Genomic DNA, 23,508 nt, shown 5'->3' with positions numbered 1-23,508 from the left:
TAGAGCGGCAATGATAAAAGAAAGGATGTTGAAATGGAACTATTGCTCATTAAAATAGCGGTCATAGCTGTTCTATGGAGTGCAGGAATGTTTGCCCTCAATAAAATATTCAGTATGATCCTAAAGCGTAAGGAACAGATTCATATCAAATTCCTGCGCAGTATATCAAAGGTACTCTTGTCCATCATGGCATGTATCTGCATCAGCGGCCTTTTTACCACCACAAAGGCGTTAAGCGCCACCCTGCTCACCAGTTCCTCCCTGTTGGTGGCGATCGTGGGTTTTGCGGCCCAGCAGGTATTGGCAGATGTGATCAGCGGCGTTATGCTCAGCTGGTCCAGACCCTTTAACCTTGGGGAAAAGGTTAATATCAGCAGCCTGGGGATATCAGGCATTGTGGAGGACCTGACGGTCCGGCACACGGTGATCCGTACTTATCACAACAGCCGTATGATTATTCCAAACAGTGTGATCAACAAGGCAATCGTGGAAAACAGTAATTATAACAATGACTATATCGGCAATTACATGGAGATAGCAGTCAGCTATGAAAGCGACCTGGACCATGCCATTGAGGTGATGCGGGACACCATTGCATCCCATCCTCTGGTGGCGGATATCCGTGAGGATAGGACCGTGGGGAATAAGGTGAATGTGGCTGTAAAGGAGCTTGCCCAGGACGGGATCATTTTAAAGGCAACGGTGTGGACTGAGAATATTGACGATAATTTTACCGCGTGCAGCGAAATACGAAGGCTGATCAAAATGAATTTTGACGCGGAAGGGATTTCAATCCCATACAGGCATGTACATGTTGTAACAAGTACCAGTGGTGAATTATAAAAAGAGGAGTGGGGAGCTAGTGCTGCTCCTCTTTTTTTTGCCCTATTTTTCAGTGATTTCCGAATTTTACGGCAAAAAGTATAATTATTTACCTTTCATCAGGAAAAGAATTAAATTAAATTAAAACTTTACCAAAATAGCGGAAAAACATTCATCTTTTTTGTAAAGTTTACTTATGGTAGAATTTTATTAAGGATTAGAACACGATAAAAGATATATTCTGTGGTTGACTGCAGCAAACACGGATCTGATCCTGGAAAATATGTTAACGAAAGTATAAGAAGGGGAGTTGAATATATGATCGTTACTTCAAAAGAATTATTCAAGGCTGCGAGAAAGCATAACTTTGCATTCCCGGCCCCAAACTATGTGGATCAGATTTCCGCATCAGCACACATTGCGGCGGCGGAAAAGCTGGGGCTTCCGGTGATACTGGCTTTTGCGGAAGCGCATCAGACCTATCTGCCTTTTGACGAGGCTGCGGCCATTGGCAGGTTTTATGCTGAAAAGGCCAAGGTGCCGGTGGTCCTCCATCTGGACCATGGACAGACAAAGGAGACGATTTTTAGAGCCATTGACCAGGGATTCCGTTCCGTTATGATCGATGCATCCTCACAGCCTTTTGAGGAGAATGTGAGACAGACCAGGGAGATTGTTGCCTATGCCCATTTAAGGGGAGCGGTGGTGGAGGCGGAGATCGGCCATGTGGGCGGAGGGGATGAGTACAAGGATGCCGCAAACTGCGACAACATCTACACCACTGTGGAGGAAGCAAAACGATTTGCAGACCTGACAGAGGTGGATTCCCTGGCAATCTCCATTGGAACGGCCCACGGGGCATACAAGGGGACGCCGGTGATCGATTTTGAGCGTCTGGCAGAGATCAGGAACGCGGTCCGCACCCCCCTGGTGCTTCACGGCGGTTCCTCCTCCGGCGATGAGAACCTGAGGCGGTGCGCAGAGGGCGGGATCAGCAAAATCAATATCTATACGGATCTGATCGTGGCCGCATTTAACCGTGCAAAAGAATGCCATGCAAACGGATATTATGATCTCAGGGATGCACAGCGCCAGGGAATGATGGAATGCCTGGAGCATTATTACAACGTGTTCGGCACTGAGCGTTACCTGGAAGCACTGAAATGAAAAGAAAAGTGGAGTGAAAAGAAAAGGAGAGCATGATGACACAGGTGAACAGTCCATTTTTAATTGTTAATGTCAAATCATATCTGTATGATGAGGAACTGCTGAAATTGGCCAGGGCGGCCGATGAGGTGGCAGAGGATACGGGGCTTCCCATCTACTTTACCTGCTCATACGCAGATCTCCGCCTTTTAAAGGAACATACAAGGAATCTGATCATCACGGCACAGTCCATGGATTCCCTGTATCCCGGAAGAGGGATGGGGCATGTGCTGCCCGATGCATTGAGAGCAGCGGGGGCCTCGGCCGTATTCCTGAATCATGCGGAAAATCCGAAAACAGTAAGCGGCCTATATGCTGCCATCAAACGGGCCAAAGAGCTGGGGATGACGACCATTGTGTGTGCGGATTCCACGGTAGAGGCAAAGGCACTGGCCTGTATGGATCCGGATATCCTTCTGGCGGAACCCACGGACCTGATCGGTACAGGGACCGCGGCTGATGACTCCTATGTGGTGGAAACCGTAAAGGGCATCAAAGAAGTGAATCCCCATGTCCTGGTGATGATCGGTTCCGGTATCAGCACGGCGGATGACTGCTATAATGTCATCAGGCTGGGAGCGGATGGAACCGGCGCCACCTCCGGCATTCTGAAAGCGCCCTCACCGGAGCTTCGGGTCAGGGAGATGGCAGAGGCGATCGTGAGAGCGCAGCAAGAAAAAAAGGAACAGTAAAAGGAGGAAGAAAATGGCAGTATACAGGGAAACGATCGGGCTGATGTCACACGGCCGTACCCCCTCTTATATCAATATAACACCTCAGGTCAAGGAAGCTGTTGCCAAAAGCGGGATCAAGGAAGGGATCGTAACCGTTATATCACCCCATACCACCTGCTCGGTTTTCTTTGAGGAATTTGTCCATGATGTGACGGAGGATGGAACAGAATATCTCCAGGCAGACCTGGACCATGTCCTCCAGAAGATCATTCCAAACCAGACCAAGCTTCCGCCTGAAGGGGAATACATGTATCCGGGCCAGGCACATTTTGACGCAGTGGCCCAGTGGCCGGATGTGGAATTCTATCTTCCGGGAGGGGATAAGACACAGCTTTTAAACGGGGACGCCCATCTGAAGGCCACCATATTGGGATCCAGCCAGGTATTCCCGGTGGAGGAAGGTAAGCTGGGAGTAGGGGTTACAGGTTACATATACTTTGTGGATTTTGACAGAATGAGGGCCAGGTCCAGGAAGTGCAAGATTGTTGTGATGGGTGAATAACCCATGATACAGATAGAGAGAAGATAAAGTGAACAGGAGAAGTGTTGACATTTTACAGAGCCTGATGGGCAATCGGATTCTTATCAATGAGCTGGCTGAAAAGTATGGGGTTTCTGTGAGGACCATACGAAACGATATCAATACCATCAATCTGTTTTTGGAAAAGAACAGCTTTGCCATCATTGATATGGACCGTTATGGATTCTGCAGCTGCAGCGTGGAGCTTTCCAAAATGAAGGATCTGTTAAAGCAGAACGACTTTTATAATTACAAACTGTCTAAGGAAGAGCGCAGGTCCATGATCTCCATGATCCTGGTGCTTGCACCCAGCTTTGTGACTCTGGGGGCTGTTGCGGACAAATTATGCGTCAGCAGGGCTACGGTTGTAAATGATATGGAGGACGTAAAACGCCATCTGGAGAAATATAAAATAACCGTTATTTCCCACCCCAACAAAGGATTCCAGGTAAAAGGCCCTGAAAGCGCAAAACGGCTGCTGCTGTGGCAGGAGTATAACCAGAACCAGGAGTTTATGCACGAGGAGATTGTGGTCAGTGCCGCCTATACAAACCCGGAGCAGGAGACCAATGTGATCCGCAAGATCATACAGGAACAGGAACATTCCCATGATTTGTACCTGACGGATGATTCCTATGAGTCCCTTCTGAGTTACCTGTGGATCATGATGAAACGGGTGCATGACGGCAATTTTATTGAAGAATGCGCGGACTCAGGCACGGTGTATGACAGCATGGCCAGGGATATCCTAAAATATATTTCCCAGTATTGCCGGCTCGTCTTTACGGATCATGAAAAGCTTTATCTGGGAACGGTGTTAAAGAGCCTGCGCTACATGAAGCGGAGGAAAATGGATAAAAAGATCCTGAGCATCCAGATCGTTACAAGGCAGTTTATAGAGGCCGTATCCAGGGAACTGAACAGCAATCTGAATAAGGACTATTATCTGTTTGAAAACCTGTCCAGCCATCTGGCCACAAGCCTGGATGCGGATTCCAATATGTTCTCCACCAATTCCATGTTTTTTGAGATCACCAGGAAGAATCCGGATGTGTACCAGACTGTGTGCAACAACCAGAATATACTGGAGGAATATATCGGCAGAAAGCTGACCGACATCGAGAGCGTCTATATTACCATCCACATCTGCGCTGCGCTGGAGAGAAAACAGAATCACGTCAGGCCCATCCGGGTCGTGCTGGCATGCAATGGGGGCGTGGGAACATCCCAGCTCCTGGCCGCGAAGCTGGAGAATCTGTTTCATTTTCAGATCGTCAAGGTCATATCATCACATGAAGCCAGGTATCTGAGGCAGTCTGAGGCAGACATGGTCGTATCCACGGTGCCCCTGGAGGATCTGCCTGTGCCGGTGGTGGAGGTCTCAGCCATGCTGGGAGCGGAAGATTGTGAGATCATAAAACAGGCAGAGGATAAGCTTCGGGCCCAGGGGAATTTTACGGTTGAATTCAAAAAGTCACCTGCCTTTCCCAAAGAAGCTCTGGCAGAGTGTGTGGAACATGTGCTGGAGCGGTATGGGGTCCGCCAGTCCGGGGATTTGCAGGAGGCAATCTGCAATGAGGTCATATCCTTTCTGGACAAAGAAGATGGGATCAGGGAACAGAAGACTGCCTTAAAACTCAGAGACCTGCTGACAGCTGAGTTCATCGAGCTGGATGTGGAGTGCAGGAACTGGAGGGAAGCAGTTGTTAAGTCGGCCGGAAAGCTGCTGGAGCTTGGATACATCGAGGAGCGTTATGTGGACGCGATGATCCATAATATTGAACTGCATGGCGCGTACATTGTTATAAGCCCGGGATTTGCCATGCCCCATGCCGGGCTGGATGAAGGGACTAAAAAGGCGGGGATGAGCCTGATCCGCCTAAAGGAGCCTGTGGAGTTCGGTTCCGTGCAGCCGGTAAGGTTTTTCTGCTGTCTCAGCGCAGTGGACAATGAGACACATCTCCAGGCATTTATCAATCTGGTAAATCTGTTGGAAAATGATGAGTTTAAGAAAACGCTGACACGTGCGTCAACAGCTGCGCAGGCTGCCAGGATCATTGGAGAATTTGAGTATGCGTTATAAAAATATAGGATATGGGAAGGAATAGGTGGTATGGCTGACATTGCGGTAAATGTTTTAGATGATATAGTGGTTTCCCCTGAATTGGTGATTATGGGGCTGGAAGCGGAGACGGACCAGGAGGCGATCGGTATCATGGCCAGGATGCTCTATGATCAGGGATATGTGAAAGAAAGCTATATACAGGCGGTAAAGGAACGTGAAAAGGAATTTTTTACCGGTCTTGGATTTGAGGAAATGGGGGTAGCCATGCCCCATACGGATGCGGTCCATGTGAACCGTCAGGCCATAGGGATCGGAATCCTGAAAAAGCCCGTGAGGTTCCGCACCATGGGCGAACTGGATGGAGCTTTGGATGTGCAGCTTATGTTCATGCTGGCCATCAACAAACCGGATAAACAGCTTGACTTCCTGAGCCATATGATCGACTCCTGCCAAAAGGAGGGAAATCTTTCCGGTATTTATCATGCGGCTGACCCTACAGAGGCGGCCGAACGGTTTAAGAAATTTTTTTGATAACAATCAATAAAAAGGAGATAGGTGAAATGAAGAGAATATTACTGGTATGCGGTTCCGGGATCTGTACATCCACAGCAGTGAATCAGAAGGTAAGCAAGGCATTGGATGAAAGGGGATTAAAAGGGCAGTACAAGATCACCCAGGGAAAGGCATCGGAGGTGGCGGGCCAGTCATCCAATTATGACCTGTGCATATCCACCACGGTCCTGGGCGGGGAATGCCACTGCCCGCTGATCATCGGAACCCAGTTCCTTTTGGGGCGGAATACGGAAAAACTGGTGGATGAAATCGTAGAAATACTGTCACGATAAATACTGTCACGATAAATACTGGCTTACAACGAGGAGGGAGAAGTATGGATTTTATATTGGGTATCTTTAATTATATTAAGGATTTAGGCGCAACCACCATGATGCCGATCATCATCTGTATTATGGGTCTTGCACTGGGGGCAGGATTCGGCAAATCCATCCGGGCAGGGCTTACGGTGGGGATTGGTTTCATTGGTCTGAATCTGGTCACCGGATTGATGGGAAGCAGCCTGGGAGCAGCGGTGCAGGAGATGGTCAGCAGGTTCGGTCTGGAACTTTCCGTGATCGATGTGGGCTGGCCGTCCGCGGCCGCCATTGCATTTGCATCCACTGTGGGAATGGTGATCATTCCTGTGTGCCTGGTGGTGAACATAGTGATGCTGCTCACCAATACAACGCAGACCGTGGATGTGGACATCTGGGATTACTGGCATTTTGCTTTTACAGGGGCGCTTGTGGCAGTGCTGACAGGCAATCAGATTTACGGAGTGATCGCTGCGATCCTCAACATGGTGATCGTTATGGTGCTGGGTGACTGGACTGCCAAGGGTGTGGAGGAGACTCTGGGACTTCCGGGCGTATCTCTTCCCCACGGCTTTACTGCAGCCTATGCCCCTATTGCCATGGCACTGAACAAGATCATTGACATGATTCCGGGGATTAATAAGATTAATTTTGACCTGGAAAAAATGCAGAAAAAGTTTGGCGTGTTCGGCGAACCCATCCTGGTAGGTACGGTGCTGGGTCTTGTGATCGGTGTTCTGGCAGGATACGGGATCGCTCCCACGGCAGCCAGCGAAGTCTATGCGGGTGATATGGGTATTCTGGGGCTGGGCGTGAACCTGGGCGCTGTTCTGGTGCTGATCCCTAAGATGGCAGCCCTTCTCATGGAGGGACTTCTTCCCATCTCAGACGCTGCATCGGAATTTATTGAGAAGAAGTTTTCCAACCGCGGCAAAATCTATATTGGTCTTGACTCCGCCGTTGGTGTAGGCCATCCCCTGACCCTGTCAGTGGCCCTGATCCTGGTTCCCCTGGCAGTATTTTTGGCAGTGGTGCTTCCCGGAAACAAGGTAATGCCCTTTGCGGACCTGGCAGTGTTCCCATGGATGTTTGTGCTGATCACACCCGTTGTTAAGGGAAATGGATTCCGCGCCCTGGTCATTGGCTTTGCAACTGTTACATCCGGACTGTATATTGCAACCAACCTGGCCCCCCTTATCACACAGGCAGCCGTGCTGGCAAACTACGATATGGGTACTGCCACTGCAATTTCCAGTATCTGTGATGGAGCCAATCCGCTGACATGGCTGATTGTCCGCCTTCATGGGGTTTCACCCATTGTGGGCATTGCATCTGTGGGCGCGGTGGCGCTGGCCATGGCTTTGGTCAACAGGAAAAAGATCAAGAAAGAAGCAGCTACCCTGCGTTCGGCAGAATAAATGTACAATATAAAGGGAGATGACTCAGGTTTGCGTACGTATACATATGATTCGGCAATTTACGCCAGAAAGATTACGTTGATCGGGATATTCTGCACAGCGGTGCTTATTTATGCAGGAGTCCGGATCCTGGCAGGAGGCAGCCTGCCTGTGTGGACAGGTGTGGGGGTTGTGGCCGCCTATACAGTATGGGAGACATTCATATCCCTGAGCAACCCCAGGCAGGTGAGAATGGATGAACATGAAATTATATTCAGTGCTTATGGAAGGGAACACAGGTACGGCTGGAATGAGATCAGTCAATTCCGGGTCAAGGAATTGACGGGCGCCAGGAAACTGTTCATCCGCATAAACCAGGCAGGATTCTTTCGAGGAAGGTACTGGCTGCACTGTTATTACTTCAATGACACGGACGAACTATACAACGCCATTGTGGACAGGGAGTGCCTGATCCATCCGGATTCCATAAAGGCCTGGGCCAGAGGCAAAAGCAAACCCGTCTCCTGACAACGGAAAAAAAGGAAAAGAGAGCTGGATATGTTTGAAGAAGAAAAAAAGAAACTGATTAATGCAGGGATCAAACTGGACCGCTATGGGCTGGTTGCCCTGTCCGGGGGAAACGTGACCCTGCGCATGACTGACGGGACCGTTCTGGTCACCCCATCCGGCATGGTGTATGAGGACATGGTTCCCGGGGATATCCTGGTCATGGATCTGGAGGGAAATGTGCTTGAGGGGGAACGGAAACCATCAGTGGATGTGAGAGCCCTGCTTTACATATTAACCCATAAGCCTGAGGTGAACGCCGTCATCCACACCCATCAGCCCTATGCCACGGCCGTGGGGCTGGTGACAGATGAACTTCCCTGTAATCTCACGACCCTGGCAAACGCTACCCGGGGCGCTGTGAAGGTATGCCCTTATTCCTCTGCTGCAAGCATGCAGATGGGGATTGAAGTTGTGGAAAATATCGGCGACAGGCTGGCTGTCATTCTGAAACACCATGGGGTGATCAGCGTGGGCGACAGTCTGAAGCAGGCCCTGTATGCCTGTGTTTACCTGGAGGAGGCAGCAAAAACCTACAGTATTGCGTACGGAATGAACCACCATGTTCCCCTGCTCACTAAAGAGCAGGTGGACAGGGCAGTAGAGATATTCCGGTATTACGGACAGGGGACTTCCGATCTGCCGGAGAGCCTTTGGTGACAAGGGGTGACCTTGTTAAGAAAAGAAGTGTTGGATGTCAGAAAGAAGTGTTGGACAAGAAGCCAACACTTTTTTTGTTGGAAAAAGTCCGGATCAGGCGGAAATTATACGGAAAAAGAGGGGATCCGGTCCTGCATGGAGAAATTAAAAATTGGCACAAAGATTGCTTATTAATATTGACAGAATAAAGTGTAAAGGAGGCATTAACATGCAATTAAAAGAGCAGCTTATTAACTCCATGTTTGCAGCGGATGGGAAGGCGGTATATGTACCTGTTGACCATGGAATCGGAGGGATCAAAAAGGGCCTTGAGGATCCTGTGCAGGTTATTTCACTGCTTTTAAAAGCCGGAATCGATGGCACCCTGATGCAGCTTGGAATGGCGAAGCAGACCAAGAAATTGTTTGACGCTCTTGCAAACCCGCCGGCCATGATTATAGCAATGGACTACCGGCATTATTGGAAGATACCGGGTCACAATGAAGGCGTTCTGGACAGCTTTCAGAGCGTGAGTGTGGAACAGGCCATGGATGTGGGCTGTACCGCGGTCAAGGTCATGATTCCCTATGGGGATGATGAGAAGGTGACCATAAGCCATGTGAAGATTCTGACCCAGGTGGTAAGGGAGGCGGATCATTTCCATATACCGGTAATGGTGGAACCCTTTCCCTCGGGAAAATGCCCGGAAGAATATGCCAAAAGCCATGATGTTGTGGCAAACGCCTGCAGGATCGCCATTGAACTGGGAGCGGATGTGCTGAAAATCCCTTATACGGATGACAAGGAAAGGTTTGCCGAATTGGTCCGCGTTTCCAGAATCCCGGTCACTGTGCTGGGTGGAAGTCCAAAGGATATAAGGACAGTTCTGTCCGTCACAAAGGAGATCATGGATTGCGGGGCAAAGGCAGTGGTATTTGGACGGAATGTATGGGGACATCCAGATATGGAAAAGGTTGTATCGGCATTAAGATCCATTGTTCATCAAGGGTGGGAAGTGGACCAGGCAACCGCGCATTATCAACTGAGCGGCAGCGCGGTTACGGATCAAAGCTATACGATATAGAGGGAGGTGGCGTATGGCCAGAACGATTATATTGGCAACACATGGACATCTGGGCGAGGCTGTAAGGGAGGCCTGTGAGCTGGTGATGGGAAAGCAGGAGGATGTGGATGTCATGTCAATTGTGGCAGGTGTCGGAGCAGATGATATTTACCATTTCTTTTGCGACAAAATACGGGAAGCCATGGAAAAAAGCAATGCCCTACCCCTGGTACTAGTGGACATCCTGGGCGGAAGCGCGTATGGACAGGCGGTACGGATGCTGAAGGATTATGATATCTCAGTTATTACAGGGTTAAATCTGCCTATGTTGATCGAGGTTTTGATGATGAGGGGAGAACTATCATACAGTGAGTTAAGTGATCTGGCCTGTGAAGTTGGGAAGACCGGGGTTACGAGAATGGACCGGGCCCTGCTGGCGGCAGAATAAAGGAGAGGGTGATATTGTGGCAAAACTAACATTATCCAGGATCGATGACCGGTTGATTCATGGGCAGATTATTGTAAAGTGGTCAAAGTCCGTACCTGTGGACCGGATCCTGATCGTAGATGACCAATTTGCAGAGGATCCGTTTATGATTGCGATCTACAAATCTACGGTTCCCAGGAACCTGAAATTTTCACTGTTATCCCAAGAGGATGCAGTGAAAAAGTGGGAGGAAGGATTTTTTAAGGAAGAGGATATCCTGATGCTTACAAGAACAGTTAATACAATGAAATATCTGATCGAGCATGGGATGCCTGTTGGAGAAGTTAATGTGGGCGGTATTGCGGCAAAGGCCGCCAGTGTGGTGGTGGCAGGTTCCATCAGCATCACAAAAGAGGATGCGGATCACCTGAAGGAAATCGCAGCGAAAGGGGTGAGAGTATACTTTCAATTGATTCCGGAGGAGAATGGATGGGAATTGGATTGGATCATTCGTAAATATTTTAAATAAAGGGGGAAATACATATGACATTATTTGCAGCTTTCATACTGGCAATGTGGGTTTGGCTGTACCGATCCGGGCTGTTTTACTCTGCATTTGGCCTGGACCGCCAACCCTTAGTGGTAGGACTGGTGGTTGGCATTGTGCTGGGAGATGTGCCGGCGGCCATGATAGCGGCTGTCCCGCTTCAGCTTATCTATATGGGAATGCAGAATACAGGAGGCGCAATTCCTACGGATACCTGTATTGGCAGTATTATTGGGATCAGCATTGCTCTTTTAACTGATACAACGCCGGAAGCAGCTGTTTCCATCGCTGTTCCGGTGGGGATTGTGGGAAATCAGCTGATGAATCTTCTGTATATTGCAAATGGAACATGGATCCATCGGGCTGAGAATGCTGTGGAGCATATGAACATCGGTGAAGTAAAACGATGCGCCACCATATATCCCATGCTCACCGCCTTTGCTATATACGTACCTGTTTTAACATTTGTTTTCTTTGTGGGACCGGATATGGCCAGCCGGATCCTGGAGATCATCCCCCAGGCTGTCATCAATGGACTTGCCGCAGTGGGAATGGTACTTCCGGCACTTGGGTTTGCCCTGATCGTCAAGACGATTGGAAATAAGAAACTTCTTCCGTTTTTTGTGGGAGCCTATTTTTTCGCCGTAGCCATGAGTAAGCTTGGCGGCATTAATATTGCATTATATGCGATCATCGGGGCAGTGATATGCTATGTGTACGTTCTTCTTAAAAATAATGCAATGACCGGAGAGGGGGAATAGACAATGACCAAGACAACCGCATGTGTGGAAAAACATATTACGAACAAAGATCTAAAACATGCATGGTGGAGATGGTGGGTTTTTGCAGAGGCATCCCATTCATTTGAGCGGTTAATGGGGCTTGCATTCTGTTACGCCATGATACCTGTTCTGCAAAAACTTTACACTGAAAAGCAGGAACTTCAGGATGCTTTGAGACGTCATTTACAGTTTTTTAATACACAGGCGATCTGGGGCGGCGGCTTTATATTGGGCGCCACCATTGCCTTGGAGGAGGAAAATGCATCTCTGCCGGCGGAAGAGCGCAATCCGGAGATCATTACCACCACAAAGATTGGACTGATGGGGCCTCTGGCCGGAATCGGGGATTCCATTGACTGGGGAACGATCCGGGCAATGCTTCTTGCACTAGCCATACCCTGGGCAGGACAGGGATCATGGATCGGCGGATTTATGCCCATCACTGTATTTATTGTTATTTCTGTGATCTATGGGCAATATTTCATGCACAAGTCATACAACCTGGGTCGGGGCGCAGCTGCAAAGTTTCTTCAGAGCTCTTCAACCGCTAACCTGATTGAAGGCGCCTCTGTCCTTGGAATGCTGATGATGGGAGTTTTAGCTGCAAATTATGTAAAGATCGTACCCGCGCTCAAATGGTCCATTAACGGAAAAGAGTGGGAGTTGGCCGGCATACTGGATCAGATCCTTCCGGGCATCCTTCCTTTTACGGTGATAGGCCTGATCTACCTGTATTTTGACAGAAAAGGTCTGCGGGTACAGCGTGTACTGCTTTATATTATTATAATCGCATTTCTGATGGGACTGCTTGGCGTTATCTGATGGGAAAAGGAGTGAAGAAAATGGAAAAAAACCGTGTAAGTGTAATTGAGGGACCTGGAAAGGCATGTGTGGAGGATGCGCCTATGCCTGAAATAAGGCCGTCAGAAGTTTTACTGCAGAATAAGGTATGCGCCCTCTGTACCTCGGATTACCAGCTGTGGATGGGGAAAAGAGATAATGTACCCTATCATGTGGCATTCGGACATGAAAATGCCGGTATTGTGGCCAAGGTTGGGTCTGAAGTAAAACATATAAAAGAAGGGGACCGTGTGGCGGTGGGGGTACTGGGATGCGGCGTGTGTGAGGACTGTAAAAAGGGGCTGAACCTGAAACGGTGTACCCATGTGGTATCATCCCACATTGCAGGCAATGCAGACGGATACCATGGTCCTCATGGCGCGTCTCTGTATAAGGCGGTAGAAGAGAGAAAACTGTTTAAAGTGAGGGATGACGTTCCCCTTTGCCATGCGGCTTTTCTGGAACCTGTGGCTACGGTTGTGGAGGGGATTGAGCGCCTGCGTCTCAGTCCGGGAGAGAATGTGCTGGTAATCGGTGCAGGTACTATGGGGAATCTCAATGCCCAGGTTGCGGCGCGTTACGGCGCGTCCGTGATCATCAGCGAAGTAAGCGATAAAAAACTTGAGACACTGAAACAAATGGGATTTCGCAGTCTGATCAATCCTTCCAGGGAAAATATGAAGGAACGTTTGGAAGAAATCTTAAAGGGTGATGCACTGGATGCCATTATCGTAAGCGTGGGTGCTGCCAATGTCTATAAACAGGTATTTGAGATAGCCCCCAAATGCTGCCGTATCCTTCTTTTTGCAGCTAATTACCCGGAGCCTGACTGGGGAATTTCCATTACCCCTAATATGGTTCATTATAATCTGTGGGAGCTCATCGGTACATACACAGCATCTCTGCCCACCTTCCAAAAGGCAATGGATTTTATCAATAAGAAGGAACTTCAGCTGGAATTGCTCATTGAGGAGGAGTATTCCATGGAGCAGGTACAGGAAGCGTTTGAGGCAGCCAGCAGGCCGGATCAGTACAGGGTGATGCTGAACCTGTAGTAGGAGGGTGCAATGGAAGAACATGTAAAGCAGTTTTTTATGCCCAGAGAGAGTCTGTTTGGAAGGGGATGCTCCCGGAAGATCGGGCAATACCTTTCCCAAAGAAATCTATGCAGTGCGCTTGTGGTTACAGACACCCATCTGGTGGAGTGCGGGGTGGTGAACCGGGTGACGGTTCCTTTGGAAGAATATGGAATTTCCTTTGAACTATTTGACCAGGTGTCACCTAACCCAACTCTTACCAATGTGAGAGAGGGCGCGGAGTACTATCAAAAAAAAGGCTGTGACTGTATCATAGCAGTAGGAGGGGGATCTCCTATTGACTGTGGGAAAGCCATGGGGGTATGGCTGGGAGGAAAGGGCGAGTTAAGGGATTACATTGGCCTGGAACGATGCGCCAAGGATTCCGTACCTCTGATCGCAGTCAACACAACAGCAGGAACGGCCAGCGAAATATCCAGGGCATGCCTGATCATTGATGAATCCCAGGGACGAAAGATTGCAATCAAGGATAAGCATGCTATTCCTCTGCTGGCCGTCAATGACAGTGAACTGATGGTTTCACTTCCACCAGGACTGACAGCGTCCACTGGTATGGATGCGCTGACTCATGCTGTGGAAAGCTATACATCCACGGAGGCATATCCGGTTACACGTGCCTCTGCCCTGGAGGCAGTGCGTCTGATATTGGAGCATCTGGAAAAGGCATGCAGTAGTCCGGATTCCTATGAACATCGGGACAATCTCATATATGCTGAATTTTTGGCTGGAATTTCCTTTTGTAATTCCGGACTTGGCCTGGTACATGCCATGTCCCACCAGCTGAGTGCCACATACGGACTGGCTCATGGGTTATGTAACGCAATACTGCTTCCCTATGTCATGGAATTTAACAGGAATATCTGCCCTGGGCTTTACGACAACCTTTGGCACCGGGTGTCGGAAAAAGCACCTGAAAATTGCAGTGAGGGTATGGCCTCAGATAAGATGATCTCCCATATCAGAGGGATGTCAGAACGCATTGGGACAGCCAGGAAGCTGAGAGAATTGGGCGTGGCCCAAAAGGAGTTTTCCAATATGGCCCAAAAGGCATTGATTGACGGGTGTTACCGGACAACACCGGTGAAAGCGGACAGGGAGATGATCACAACAATTTATGAAAGAGCATTTTGATATGTAAACGGACAGGGAGCCTATGAATTATAGTATGGCTCTCTTTCCGTCATGTAAATTTGACAGTAAACAGAAAATAATGGTATAATATTGGAAAAGTATGGGGTATATATAGAAAATTTAATAAATTTTCGCACTATTATTACTGAGAAAAGGAGCGGGGGACATTGGCTATAAAAATAGTTTATGATATTTATGATCATATTGCAAAAAGCGGCCGGGATTGTTTTAGCGCATCCCAGATTGCAGATACATTTCATATTTCACGCTCCAGTGCCAGCAGTTATTTGAATGAATTATACCGCATGGAGAAGCTGTCCAAGACTTTGGGCAAACCGGTCCTTTATCATCTGCCCTCAGAGGATGGACAGGAGAGCAGCAATATTTTTTATGCAACATATGGAAGGGACTCCATCTATGCAAAACCCATTGAGTTAGCCATGGCATCGGTCCATTATCCAGATCATGGACTTCCCATGCTCATAAGCGGGGAAACCGGAGTGGGAAAGACCTTTTTTGCCAGGCTGACCTATCAATACGCAGTAGCGGCAGGCGTGGTGAAGTCAGGCTGCCCATTTGTATCCTTTAACTGCGCGGATTATTCCAATAATCCTCAGCTTGTCTCCTCCGTCCTGTTCGGACATAAAAAAGGGGCTTACACAGGTGCTGTATCTGAACAGGGAGGGCTGGTGGCCGAGGCGGAGCATGGTTTCCTATTTTTAGATGAAGCGCACCGCCTTCCAAGTGAGGTTCAGGAAATGCTTTTTGGCATCATTGATTCCGGCACGTACAGACGTCTGGGGGAGTCGGGAAACAGCTGCGTGTCAGATGTCAGGCTGATTTTTGCCACAACAGAAAGTCCGGAAGATACATTCCTTAAGACGTTTTTAAGGAGGATCCCGGTTGTGATCCAGATGCCCTCCTTTAAGGATTTTACACTGCTGCAGCGCCTTAATATGATCGACCGGGTTATGAGTGAGGAGGCTGCTATCTTAAATTGCCCCATTTACATTCACAACAGTGTGATACAGATACTTTTAAAATATCCCTGCAGGGGAAATATCGGACAGTTAAAGAATGATATCAAAATTATTTCCGCAAGGGCCTATATGAGGCATGTTATTAATGGTGAGCGGGATGTATGCATTGATGTGGATGATGTATCGGAGGACATGCGCAGAGAACTTTTATCCATCTATAAGAAAGGATACAGGATCAACCAGCCGGATGATTATATAAAGGTAGGCGCCTATCCGGGAACGGATCGGGAATCCATTAAAACAAGTCTGTACCAGATGATGGATGAGGAATACAATGTCCAGACATTAAAGGAAACCGCACCTGAGGAAATACAAAAGATATTGTCAGGGATGATCAAATGCCACCTTGGGATGCCGGAGGGGACAGAGGCAGGCGATGGCAGCAAAGCCGGCAAGGAGGTTACTCCAAGTCAGTTGATCAATGTAATGATCGAGGCGTTTAATATTATCAGGGACAGCACTGCGATCAATATCACGGGCCAGCTTTCGTCAGAATTGTCGGTCCTGCTTATTGAACTGATCGAGAACCGGTTTCCTGAGAGTCCAGAGGATCTGATCGGAGACAGGACAGGGGCTTTGGACCATGAAATCTGGGAGGCTGCAGAGCAGATTGGAGGATGTTTTCGGGAAGCATTCGGATACCAGATCCTGGGCTATCAGGCCATAGGGAAGATCTATAAAATATTAATGCGAAACCAGAATAAAAATCAGTCAGGTATTGCAATCCTTATTTTGGCAAAGGGCAGGAACCGGGCAAAATCCATTGCAGACGAAGTGAACCATATATTCGGTACATCCCTGGTACAGTGGTATGAATATGAAGATGAGTGCAGTTCCGGAGAAAATCTGGATGCGGTGGTAAAGCTTATCAGGCATATTGCCAGCTGCAAGGGAATCCTGGTCCTGTGTGATACGGTGCAGTGGGAGATTATGAGTGAGGAGATCAAACGTCATATCAGACAACTGCCGATCCGGTTCATTCATGCCATTACTATGCCGTTAGTGGTTGAGGCGGTTAAGCTGGTCAGTACATCCGATATGACCCTGGACAGTCTTTACTACCGTCTGAACCGGTCAGTGAGTACATTCTCCCGCCGGCCGGGGAAAGTGGATCAGGATCAGCAGGAGACAGACAAGAAGATACTGTTTACCGTGTGTCTGACAGGGTATGGCTCTTCGGAAAAGATAACAAATATGATTACCAGGCGTTTTACCTTTCATAATCATATCAAGATCGTTTCTCTGGATTTGGATACACTTGATGAGTTGAGCATAAGAATGGATGAGGAGGCGTTTAAGGACGACATCATATGTGTGGTCGGAACACACAGCCCATTTTCAATGGAAGTCCCCTTTGTATCTCTGGAGGAGATTATATTTGGAAATGGGATGGACAGACTTACCGACCTTTTGGAACTATATGGAATTTATGAGACAGGCAGACAGCCGGAACGAATTTCAGGAACTATTATCCATAACTTTGTCCGATACCTGAACAGTGAGATGCTGTCCGGTTATGTGGAACATGTGATCAGAGGATTGGAGCAGCAATTTTCCCTGACCTTATCAAAACCCCAATATGTGACATTGACGCTGCATCTGTGCTGCCTGGTGGAACGGGAACTTTTCCTGAAGCCGTCTTATCCTGATGAGACACTGGGAATATCGGAATCCATATGCCTGAAAATAAGAGAATGTTTCCAGGAGATCCAGGATGTATACAAAGTTGAGATCCATTCCTACGAAATTCAGGTGATCTATGAGATCCTTCAGGACTTTTCCCATGTATTAGGGACAGATAAACTGGACCTATGAATGGGAGAACTGTGGACAAACCCATACAAAAACATGGCACTGCGTAATACTGCCGCAGTGCCATGTCCGTTTCGATCTTTTATACAAGAATCATGTTAAAGCCAAGCTTTAACGCTTCATCTTCATCTTTTCTTCCTCAACCGTTACCCGGGATTCCTCCAGGGTGGTTCCCAGTACCTTTTTCAGTACATCCAGCTCCATGGTAGGAGCGTAGTAGAATCCCTGCTGATACTCGCAGGAGTAACTGTTAAGGGCGTTCAGCTGATTCTCTGTTTCCACGCCTTCGGCAATGATGTGGATGCCAAGCTCCTTGGCGATCTGGATCAGGCCGCCTGCAATGGAGGCTGACTTGGGATTGGTCTCCAGCTGCCATACGAACATGCGCTCCAGCTTTACGGTGTGGACCGGCAGGTCCAGGATGCTGGTAACAGGCGCACAGCCGGAACCAAAATTATTCATGACCAATTCCACTCCCATGTCGTACAGTTCCTGCATGGTAATATTTACGTTCAGGTATACGCTTGAAAGTGCGCTGTCATCGATTTCAAGGGCCAGCTTGCGTTCCGGGATATCATATTTTTCAATGACCAGCCTTACCTGATCAATGAAATCCTCCTGTACCAGAAGAATGGGGGATACCGGGATACAGATGGAATCAAATTCCTTGCCCGAGGCGATCAGGTCTGCAATGCACTGACCGGCATGATCCAGGGCATAATAGCCAATGGCGCGGATCTGGCCGGAATCCTCTGCAATGGGAAGAAATTCGCCTGCGCCCACAAGCCCGATTCCCTGGATAAAGATCCTCATATAGGAGTCGGCTCTTGTAAACCGGCCTTCCTTCAAATTATAGGTGGGACGGTAGCGGACTTCCAGCTCATGCTTTTCCAGAGCGGTCTGTAAATACATGGCAATAGCCTGACGGCGCACGAACTGGGTGTGCATGTTGCTGTCATATACAGACATCTGGTTAGGACCGCATTCAGCTGCAGATGCCACAGCCAGATCCAGACGCTTGATCAGCTCGTCCACAGCCGTTGCGTGGCCCGGATAGGAGCAGAGACCGATCTGTGCGGAGCAGAGACAGTCCACATCCCGTATCTTCCAAACATTTCCAAAGCGTTCCAGGATCTCGTCAGCCAGATCCGATGCCTGGCCTTCGCTGAACTGCTCCAATACAACAATGAATTCAACGCCTATGTAACGGTATATATTGCCTTCGGCCAGTTCGGTCAGGTATCCTGTGATCTGTGACAGGAGTTCCTCGCAGTATTCATAGCCAAATGTCTTGTTCAGGCTTTTAAAGTTTTCCAGATAGAGTTTTAACACAACGCCCTTGGAAGAAGGTGCGCCCAGAATTGTCTCCAACCTGTTCATACAGGCGGCCCGTCCCTCCCCAACAGGTTCCGATGGAGTGAATTCAGGTGGATTGGGTGGCAGTTCTGCCTGGACTTTATCTTTTTTGTGCTGAAACAAACCCATGATTGTTTCCTCCTTTATGCTTCACAGGCAGTGACCTGCCTGTAATACGTTTCCTCCATTATAATATAAAAGCCAGAAAATCTCAATTTTTATTTGTGAAATGTGAGACGAAAAGGAAAAAAACAGAAATATTTTCTTTTTCTTTGCAAATTGACCCAACTATGTTATAATAGCGACAGATATTGCAACAAGGAGAAAAAGCTTTTATGAAGATGAATCGTGTGTTTTTGAAATTGAGCGGAGAGGCTCTTGCAGGCCCTAAAAAGACCGGTTTTGATGAAGAAACCGTGAAGGAAGTAGCCAGACAGGTGAAACTCTCTGTAGATGCAGGTATACAGGTAGGAATTGTGATCGGTGGGGGTAACTTCTGGAGGGGACGCACCAGTGAGGCCATTGACAGGACGAAAGCAGACCAGATCGGAATGCTGGCAACTGTGATGAACTGCATTTATGTGTCGGAACTGTTTAGGAACGAGGGGATGATGACACAGATCCTCACTCCCTTTGAGTGCGGCTCCATGACCAAACTGTTTTCCAAGGACAGGGCAAATAAGTACTTTCAAAAAGGGATGGTGGTATTCTTTGCAGGAGGGACAGGCCATCCGTATTTTTCAACAGATACCGGAATCGCTCTCAGGGCCATTGAGATGGATGCTGACTGTATTCTCCTTGCGAAAGCCATTGACGGCGTATATGACAGTGATCCCAAGGTAAATCCACAGGCTAAGAAGTACGACACCATATCCATTCAGGAAGTGATCGATCAGCAGCTGGCAGTGGTGGATCTCACCGCATCCATCATGTGCATGGAGCACAAGATGCCCATGGCGGTATTCAGCCTGAATGAGAAGAATGGAATCGCCAATGCAATGCAGGGACGGATCAACGGAACCATTGTGACAGCTTAAGAAGGAATATTATTAAGCAGCGATGAGGCTGCATTAACAGGAGGAACTTATGGAAGAATTAAAACTTTATGAGGACAAGATGAATAAGACACTGGATGTGCTGTTATCCGATTTTGGAACCATCCGCGCGGGACGTGCCAATCCCCATGTGCTGGATAAGATCAAAGTGGACTATTACGGGACTCCGACCCCCCTTCAGCAGGTGGGGAACGTATCTGTTCCCGAAGCCCGCATGATTGTGATCCAGCCATGGGAGAAGAGCCTTTTAAAGCCCATCGAGAAGGCGATCCTTACCTCTGAACTGGGTATCAACCCAACTAATGACGGAAACTGCATCCGCCTTGTATTCCCTGAGATGACAGAGGAACGCAGAAAGGCTGTTTCCAAGGATGTAAAGAAAAAAGGCGAGGGAGCCAAGGTTGCACTGCGCAATATCCGCCGCGATGCCAATGAAGCTTTTAAGAAAGCGGAAAAGGCAGGGGATATGTCCGAGGATGATCTGACCGAGGCTACCGAGCGTATGCAGAAGCTGACCGATAAGATGGTTGAGAAGATCGACAAGGCGGTAGAAGAAAAGACAAAGGAAATCATGACAGTTTAATCCATATAAGTGAATACAGGGGGCAGGAGGGACTCCTGCCTCTTGTTTCACGCTGGAGCGTGTTTGGAAGATCATTGCACCTGAGGGCTAAACTGCCGGTCAGGTGCAAGTACTTTCCAACATTCAAATGCGGATTACCCATGACAAATGGATTACCCATGATAAATTGAAAGGCGGAGGAGCATGGCATTAGATGAGAATATGGTAATACCGGAGCATGTGGCGCTGATTCTGGACGGCAATGGAAGGTGGGCGAAAAAGCGCGGACTTCCCCGGACCATGGGCCATAAGGAAGGGTGCGTCACAGTGGAGAAAACAGTGGAGATCGCTGCCAGAATGGGCATCCGCTATCTCACCGTATATGGTTTTTCCACTGAAAACTGGAAGCGTTCCAAGGAAGAAGTAGGGGCGCTGATGCAGCTTTTCAGGTATTACATGGTACGTCTTCTTAAGATCGCGACTGCAAACAATGTGCGGGTGAGGATGATCGGGGACAGGACCAGATTTGATTCAGATATCATAGAAGGGATCAACCGTCTGGAGAGCCAGACAAAGGATAATACAGGACTCACCTTTGTGATCGCCGTGAATTACGGAGGACGGGATGAGATACGCAGGGCAGCGGCCCGGCTTGCCCAGGATTGTGTGGCTGGAAAGGCGGATGCATCCCGGATCGATGAGGCGGTCATTGCCTCCTACCTGGACACTGCGGATATGCCGGATCCGGATCTGCTGATCCGCACCAGCGGCGAGTTGAGGCTTTCCAACTACCTGCTGTGGCAGCTGGCATATACGGAGATTGTTGTGACAGACTGCCTGTGGCCTGATTTTAATCAGGAGGAATTAGAAAAAGCTATTGTGCAATATAATAAAAGAGACCGGCGGTTCGGAGCGGTAAAGTAATGCATTGCAAGAAAGGAGAAGGCCATGTTTACGACCCGATTAATAAGCGGAATCATACTGGTGCTTCTGTCCATTGTGATTGTCGGGCAGGGAGGTGCCCTGCTTTTTGGTGTTACGGCGCTGATTTCCGTTATTGGTCTGTTTGAACTGTACCGGGTTCTTGGCATAGAGAAAAGATCCCTGGCGGTCATCGGATATGCCACGGCCTGTTCCTACTACGGAATTTTGTGGTTTGAGGGTCAGCGTTATATGACCCTTTTAATTATTGCGTCACTGATGGTCATGATGGCGCTTTATGTGTTCACCTTTCCCAAATATAAGACGGAAGAGATTACAGGAGCGTTTTTCGGCGTGTGTTATGTACCGGTGATGCTCTCTTTTCTGTACCAGACAAGGGGTATGAGTGACGGTGCTTACCTGGTATGGCTGATCCTTATCAGTTCCTGGGGATGCGATACCTGTGCTTACTGTAGCGGTATGCTTTTGGGACGCCATAAGCTGGCGCCTGTTTTAAGCCCAAAGAAATCCATAGAGGGCGCGGTGGGAGGCGCCCTGGGAGCCGCGCTGCTGGGGTTTGTGTACGCTGCCTTTTTTGGCGCCCGGATGTCGGAGTTCCAAAACCCCCAGGCATCCTGCGCCATAGCCTGTGCCATAGCTGCGGTCATCTCCCAGATCGGGGATCTGGCGGCTTCTGCTATTAAGAGGAATCACGGGATAAAGGATTACGGCAAGCTGATTCCCGGCCATGGAGGCATTCTGGACAGATTTGACAGCATGATATTTACAGCGCCTGCCATTTATTTTGCCCTGACTTTTTTAAAATAAATGAAACGAAAAGAGTATTTCTTCGGGATAGGGAGAATATAAGTTATGATGAAGAACATTGCAATTCTGGGTTCCACAGGTTCTATAGGGACCCAGACATTGGATATTGTAAGATACAATCAGGATGTCCGGGTAACCGCCCTGGCGGCAGGCGGCAATGTCTGTCTTATGGAGCGGCAGATCCGGGAATTTAAACCCAGGCTGGCCTGTCTCTGGGATGAGAACAAGGCCATGGAACTGAAGGCGCGGGTGTCTGATCTGGATGTGAAGGTGGTCAGCGGGATGAACGGACTGATCGAGGCGGCAACGGAGAGCCACGCAGAGACCGTGGTCACCGGTGTGGTCGGCATGATCGGCATCAAACCCACCATTGCCGCCATGGAAGCGGGCAAGGACATTGCCCTGGCAAATAAGGAGACACTTGTCACAGCGGGCCACATCATAATGCCTTTGGCTGAAGAAAAGGGCGTGAAGATCCTGCCGGTTGATTCGGAACACTCAGCCATCTTTCAGTGCTTGAGAGGAGAGGGGCAGAGTGCAATCCATAAGATACTCCTGACAGCATCGGGCGGGCCGTTCAGGGGATGGACCAGAGAGCAGATGGCTTCTGTCCAGGTGGAGGATGCCCTTAAACATCCCAACTGGTCCATGGGGCATAAGATCACCATTGATTCCGCCACCCTTGTGAACAAGGGCCTGGAGGTAATGGAGGCACACTGGCTGTTTCATGTTCCCATTGATCATGTACAGGTGGTGGTACAGCCTGCCAGTATTATTCATTCCATGGTAGAATATGAGGACGGTGCGGTGATCGCGCAGATGGGCACGCCGGATATGAAGCTTCCGATCCAGTACGCCATCTATTATCCTAAGCGCCGGTATCTTCCCGGGGACCGGCTGGATTTTACAAAGCTGACCCAGATCTCTTTTGAGGTGCCGGACATGGAAAATTTCCACGGACTTAAACTGGCATATGAGGCCGGAAGGCAGGGCGGTTCCATGCCCACGGTATTTAATGCAGCCAATGAGATGGCGGTTGCAATGTTTTTAAGGCGTGAGATCGGGTTTTTGACCATTGTCGATATGATCGGGGAAGCCATGGCCCATCACAAGATACAAAAGAACCCGGATGTTGCGGGGATCCTGGAAGCGGAACAGGAAACATACGAATTCATAAAGAGCAGATTTAATTCATAAAGAGCGGATTTTAGACTGTGGTATAAAAATG

Annotated in this window: 24 protein-coding genes; 23 read left to right on the top strand and 1 reads right to left on the bottom strand. The window is 48.7% G+C overall.

What is annotated here, in order from left to right; translation table 11 throughout:
* Positions 1-33: 33 nt before the first annotated feature.
* The 18 genes from HMPREF9469_RS00505 to HMPREF9469_RS30450 all read left to right on the top strand — a co-directional run bounded on the left by HMPREF9469_RS00505 (position 34) and on the right by HMPREF9469_RS30450 (position 17,561).
* Positions 34-843, top strand: a complete 810-nt coding sequence (locus tag HMPREF9469_RS00505) for a mechanosensitive ion channel family protein (RefSeq protein WP_007858047.1) — start codon at positions 34-36, stop codon at positions 841-843.
* Positions 844-1,140: 297 nt separating this feature from the next.
* The gene (locus tag HMPREF9469_RS00500; protein ID WP_007858033.1) at positions 1,141-1,989 is read left to right on the top strand and encodes a class II fructose-bisphosphate aldolase; all 849 of its coding nucleotides are present in this window, start codon (positions 1,141-1,143) and stop codon (positions 1,987-1,989) included.
* A gap of 32 nt (positions 1,990-2,021) precedes the next feature.
* Complete coding sequence (locus HMPREF9469_RS00495; protein WP_330363633.1) at positions 2,022-2,720, top strand: triose-phosphate isomerase; 699 nt, start codon at positions 2,022-2,024, stop codon at positions 2,718-2,720.
* Positions 2,721-2,733: 13 nt separating this feature from the next.
* On the top strand, positions 2,734-3,264 hold the full coding sequence (locus HMPREF9469_RS00490) for a YjbQ family protein (RefSeq protein WP_007858017.1): 531 nt from the start codon (positions 2,734-2,736) through the stop codon (positions 3,262-3,264).
* Positions 3,265-3,292: 28 nt separating this feature from the next.
* Positions 3,293-5,365, top strand: a complete 2,073-nt coding sequence (locus HMPREF9469_RS00485; RefSeq protein ID WP_007858016.1) for a BglG family transcription antiterminator — start codon at positions 3,293-3,295, stop codon at positions 5,363-5,365.
* Positions 5,366-5,395: 30 nt separating this feature from the next.
* Positions 5,396-5,878 carry a PTS sugar transporter subunit IIA gene (locus HMPREF9469_RS00480; RefSeq protein ID WP_007858015.1) on the top strand — a complete coding sequence of 161 codons (483 nt, stop codon included), beginning with the start codon at positions 5,396-5,398 and terminating at the stop codon, positions 5,876-5,878.
* A 29-nt stretch (positions 5,879-5,907) separates the two neighbouring features.
* Positions 5,908-6,192: a PTS sugar transporter subunit IIB gene (locus HMPREF9469_RS00475; protein ID WP_007858014.1), complete on the top strand. Its 285-nt coding sequence runs from the start codon at positions 5,908-5,910 to the stop codon at positions 6,190-6,192.
* 44 nt (positions 6,193-6,236) lie between these two features.
* The gene (locus HMPREF9469_RS00470; RefSeq protein ID WP_007858013.1) at positions 6,237-7,634 is read left to right on the top strand and encodes a PTS galactitol transporter subunit IIC; all 1,398 of its coding nucleotides are present in this window, start codon (positions 6,237-6,239) and stop codon (positions 7,632-7,634) included.
* Positions 7,635-7,664: 30 nt separating this feature from the next.
* Entirely contained in the window at positions 7,665-8,141 is a 477-nt protein-coding gene (locus HMPREF9469_RS00465) for a hypothetical protein (protein ID WP_007858012.1), read from the top strand.
* Between the two features lie 30 nt (positions 8,142-8,171).
* On the top strand, positions 8,172-8,840 hold the full coding sequence (locus HMPREF9469_RS00460; RefSeq protein ID WP_007858011.1) for a class II aldolase/adducin family protein: 669 nt from the start codon (positions 8,172-8,174) through the stop codon (positions 8,838-8,840).
* A 208-nt stretch (positions 8,841-9,048) separates the two neighbouring features.
* Positions 9,049-9,903, top strand: coding sequence for a class I fructose-bisphosphate aldolase (locus tag HMPREF9469_RS00455; protein ID WP_007858010.1), 855 nt, complete (start codon positions 9,049-9,051; stop codon positions 9,901-9,903).
* A gap of 13 nt (positions 9,904-9,916) precedes the next feature.
* Positions 9,917-10,330 carry a PTS sugar transporter subunit IIA gene (locus HMPREF9469_RS00450; RefSeq protein WP_007858008.1) on the top strand — a complete coding sequence of 138 codons (414 nt, stop codon included), beginning with the start codon at positions 9,917-9,919 and terminating at the stop codon, positions 10,328-10,330.
* Positions 10,331-10,346: 16 nt separating this feature from the next.
* Complete coding sequence (locus HMPREF9469_RS00445; protein ID WP_007858006.1) at positions 10,347-10,838, top strand: PTS sugar transporter subunit IIB; 492 nt, start codon at positions 10,347-10,349, stop codon at positions 10,836-10,838.
* 14 nt (positions 10,839-10,852) lie between these two features.
* Complete coding sequence (locus tag HMPREF9469_RS00440) at positions 10,853-11,617, top strand: PTS sugar transporter subunit IIC (RefSeq protein WP_007858003.1); 765 nt, start codon at positions 10,853-10,855, stop codon at positions 11,615-11,617.
* A gap of 3 nt (positions 11,618-11,620) precedes the next feature.
* On the top strand, positions 11,621-12,460 hold the full coding sequence (locus tag HMPREF9469_RS00435; RefSeq protein WP_007858002.1) for a PTS system mannose/fructose/sorbose family transporter subunit IID: 840 nt from the start codon (positions 11,621-11,623) through the stop codon (positions 12,458-12,460).
* Positions 12,461-12,480: 20 nt separating this feature from the next.
* Positions 12,481-13,533 (top strand): zinc-dependent alcohol dehydrogenase, encoded by a 1,053-nt coding sequence (locus HMPREF9469_RS00430; protein WP_007857999.1) that lies wholly within the window; start codon positions 12,481-12,483, stop codon positions 13,531-13,533.
* A gap of 12 nt (positions 13,534-13,545) precedes the next feature.
* The gene (locus HMPREF9469_RS00425; RefSeq protein WP_007857997.1) at positions 13,546-14,706 is read left to right on the top strand and encodes an iron-containing alcohol dehydrogenase; all 1,161 of its coding nucleotides are present in this window, start codon (positions 13,546-13,548) and stop codon (positions 14,704-14,706) included.
* 167 nt (positions 14,707-14,873) lie between these two features.
* Positions 14,874-17,561 carry a sigma 54-interacting transcriptional regulator gene (locus HMPREF9469_RS30450; protein ID WP_007857996.1) on the top strand — a complete coding sequence of 896 codons (2,688 nt, stop codon included), beginning with the start codon at positions 14,874-14,876 and terminating at the stop codon, positions 17,559-17,561.
* A 108-nt stretch (positions 17,562-17,669) separates the two neighbouring features.
* On the opposite strand, the gene HMPREF9469_RS00415 is transcribed toward HMPREF9469_RS30450, so the two are convergent.
* Entirely contained in the window at positions 17,670-19,043 is a 1,374-nt protein-coding gene (locus HMPREF9469_RS00415; RefSeq protein ID WP_007857994.1) for a bifunctional diguanylate cyclase/phosphodiesterase, read from the bottom strand.
* A 206-nt stretch (positions 19,044-19,249) separates the two neighbouring features.
* Here HMPREF9469_RS00415 and pyrH point away from each other — a divergent pair, with 206 nt between their 5' ends.
* The 5 genes from pyrH to HMPREF9469_RS00390 all read left to right on the top strand — a co-directional run bounded on the left by pyrH (position 19,250) and on the right by HMPREF9469_RS00390 (position 23,477).
* A complete protein-coding gene (gene pyrH, locus HMPREF9469_RS00410) occupies positions 19,250-19,951 on the top strand; it encodes a UMP kinase (RefSeq protein WP_007857993.1) in 702 nt (233 codons plus the stop codon).
* 49 nt (positions 19,952-20,000) lie between these two features.
* Positions 20,001-20,552 (top strand): ribosome recycling factor, encoded by a 552-nt coding sequence (frr, locus tag HMPREF9469_RS00405; RefSeq protein ID WP_007857990.1) that lies wholly within the window; start codon positions 20,001-20,003, stop codon positions 20,550-20,552.
* Between the two features lie 183 nt (positions 20,553-20,735).
* Positions 20,736-21,455, top strand: a complete 720-nt coding sequence (locus tag HMPREF9469_RS00400) for an isoprenyl transferase (RefSeq protein WP_007857988.1) — start codon at positions 20,736-20,738, stop codon at positions 21,453-21,455.
* 24 nt (positions 21,456-21,479) lie between these two features.
* On the top strand, positions 21,480-22,280 hold the full coding sequence (locus HMPREF9469_RS00395) for a phosphatidate cytidylyltransferase (RefSeq protein ID WP_007857986.1): 801 nt from the start codon (positions 21,480-21,482) through the stop codon (positions 22,278-22,280).
* A gap of 45 nt (positions 22,281-22,325) precedes the next feature.
* Positions 22,326-23,477 (top strand): 1-deoxy-D-xylulose-5-phosphate reductoisomerase, encoded by a 1,152-nt coding sequence (locus tag HMPREF9469_RS00390; RefSeq protein ID WP_007857984.1) that lies wholly within the window; start codon positions 22,326-22,328, stop codon positions 23,475-23,477.
* Positions 23,478-23,508 lie beyond the last annotated feature (31 nt).

It is taken from the genome of [Clostridium] citroniae WAL-17108, from assembly GCF_000233455.1.
Classification (GTDB): Bacteria; Bacillota; Clostridia; order Lachnospirales; family Lachnospiraceae; genus Enterocloster; species Enterocloster citroniae.
Note: the sequence above shows the minus strand (reverse complement) of the source record. Positions and strands in the feature narration are given on the sequence as shown.

What these genes read in the sequence shown, in the direction of transcription:
- HMPREF9469_RS00440 (WP_007858003.1), top strand. Translation starts at nt 10,853, where the DNA reads ATGACATTATTTGCAGCTTTCATACTGGCAATGTGGGTTTGGCTGTAC.
- pyrH (WP_007857993.1), top strand. Translation starts at nt 19,250, where the DNA reads ATGAAGATGAATCGTGTGTTTTTGAAATTGAGCGGAGAGGCTCTTGCA.
- HMPREF9469_RS00450 (WP_007858008.1), top strand. Translation starts at nt 9,917, where the DNA reads ATGGCCAGAACGATTATATTGGCAACACATGGACATCTGGGCGAGGCT.
- HMPREF9469_RS00460 (WP_007858011.1), top strand. Translation starts at nt 8,172, where the DNA reads ATGTTTGAAGAAGAAAAAAAGAAACTGATTAATGCAGGGATCAAACTG.
- HMPREF9469_RS00430 (WP_007857999.1), top strand. Translation starts at nt 12,481, where the DNA reads ATGGAAAAAAACCGTGTAAGTGTAATTGAGGGACCTGGAAAGGCATGT.
- HMPREF9469_RS00435 (WP_007858002.1), top strand. Translation starts at nt 11,621, where the DNA reads ATGACCAAGACAACCGCATGTGTGGAAAAACATATTACGAACAAAGAT.
- HMPREF9469_RS00500 (WP_007858033.1), top strand. Translation starts at nt 1,141, where the DNA reads ATGATCGTTACTTCAAAAGAATTATTCAAGGCTGCGAGAAAGCATAAC.
- HMPREF9469_RS00505 (WP_007858047.1), top strand. Translation starts at nt 34, where the DNA reads ATGGAACTATTGCTCATTAAAATAGCGGTCATAGCTGTTCTATGGAGT.
- HMPREF9469_RS00415 (WP_007857994.1), bottom strand. Translation starts at nt 19,043, where the DNA reads ATGGGTTTGTTTCAGCACAAAAAAGATAAAGTCCAGGCAGAACTGCCA.
- HMPREF9469_RS00390 (WP_007857984.1), top strand. Translation starts at nt 22,326, where the DNA reads ATGATGAAGAACATTGCAATTCTGGGTTCCACAGGTTCTATAGGGACC.
- frr (WP_007857990.1), top strand. Translation starts at nt 20,001, where the DNA reads ATGGAAGAATTAAAACTTTATGAGGACAAGATGAATAAGACACTGGAT.
- HMPREF9469_RS00425 (WP_007857997.1), top strand. Translation starts at nt 13,546, where the DNA reads ATGGAAGAACATGTAAAGCAGTTTTTTATGCCCAGAGAGAGTCTGTTT.
- HMPREF9469_RS00480 (WP_007858015.1), top strand. Translation starts at nt 5,396, where the DNA reads ATGGCTGACATTGCGGTAAATGTTTTAGATGATATAGTGGTTTCCCCT.
- HMPREF9469_RS00475 (WP_007858014.1), top strand. Translation starts at nt 5,908, where the DNA reads ATGAAGAGAATATTACTGGTATGCGGTTCCGGGATCTGTACATCCACA.
- HMPREF9469_RS00495 (WP_330363633.1), top strand. Translation starts at nt 2,022, where the DNA reads ATGATGACACAGGTGAACAGTCCATTTTTAATTGTTAATGTCAAATCA.
- HMPREF9469_RS00470 (WP_007858013.1), top strand. Translation starts at nt 6,237, where the DNA reads ATGGATTTTATATTGGGTATCTTTAATTATATTAAGGATTTAGGCGCA.
- HMPREF9469_RS00490 (WP_007858017.1), top strand. Translation starts at nt 2,734, where the DNA reads ATGGCAGTATACAGGGAAACGATCGGGCTGATGTCACACGGCCGTACC.
- HMPREF9469_RS00455 (WP_007858010.1), top strand. Translation starts at nt 9,049, where the DNA reads ATGCAATTAAAAGAGCAGCTTATTAACTCCATGTTTGCAGCGGATGGG.
- HMPREF9469_RS00395 (WP_007857986.1), top strand. Translation starts at nt 21,480, where the DNA reads ATGTTTACGACCCGATTAATAAGCGGAATCATACTGGTGCTTCTGTCC.
- HMPREF9469_RS00400 (WP_007857988.1), top strand. Translation starts at nt 20,736, where the DNA reads ATGGCATTAGATGAGAATATGGTAATACCGGAGCATGTGGCGCTGATT.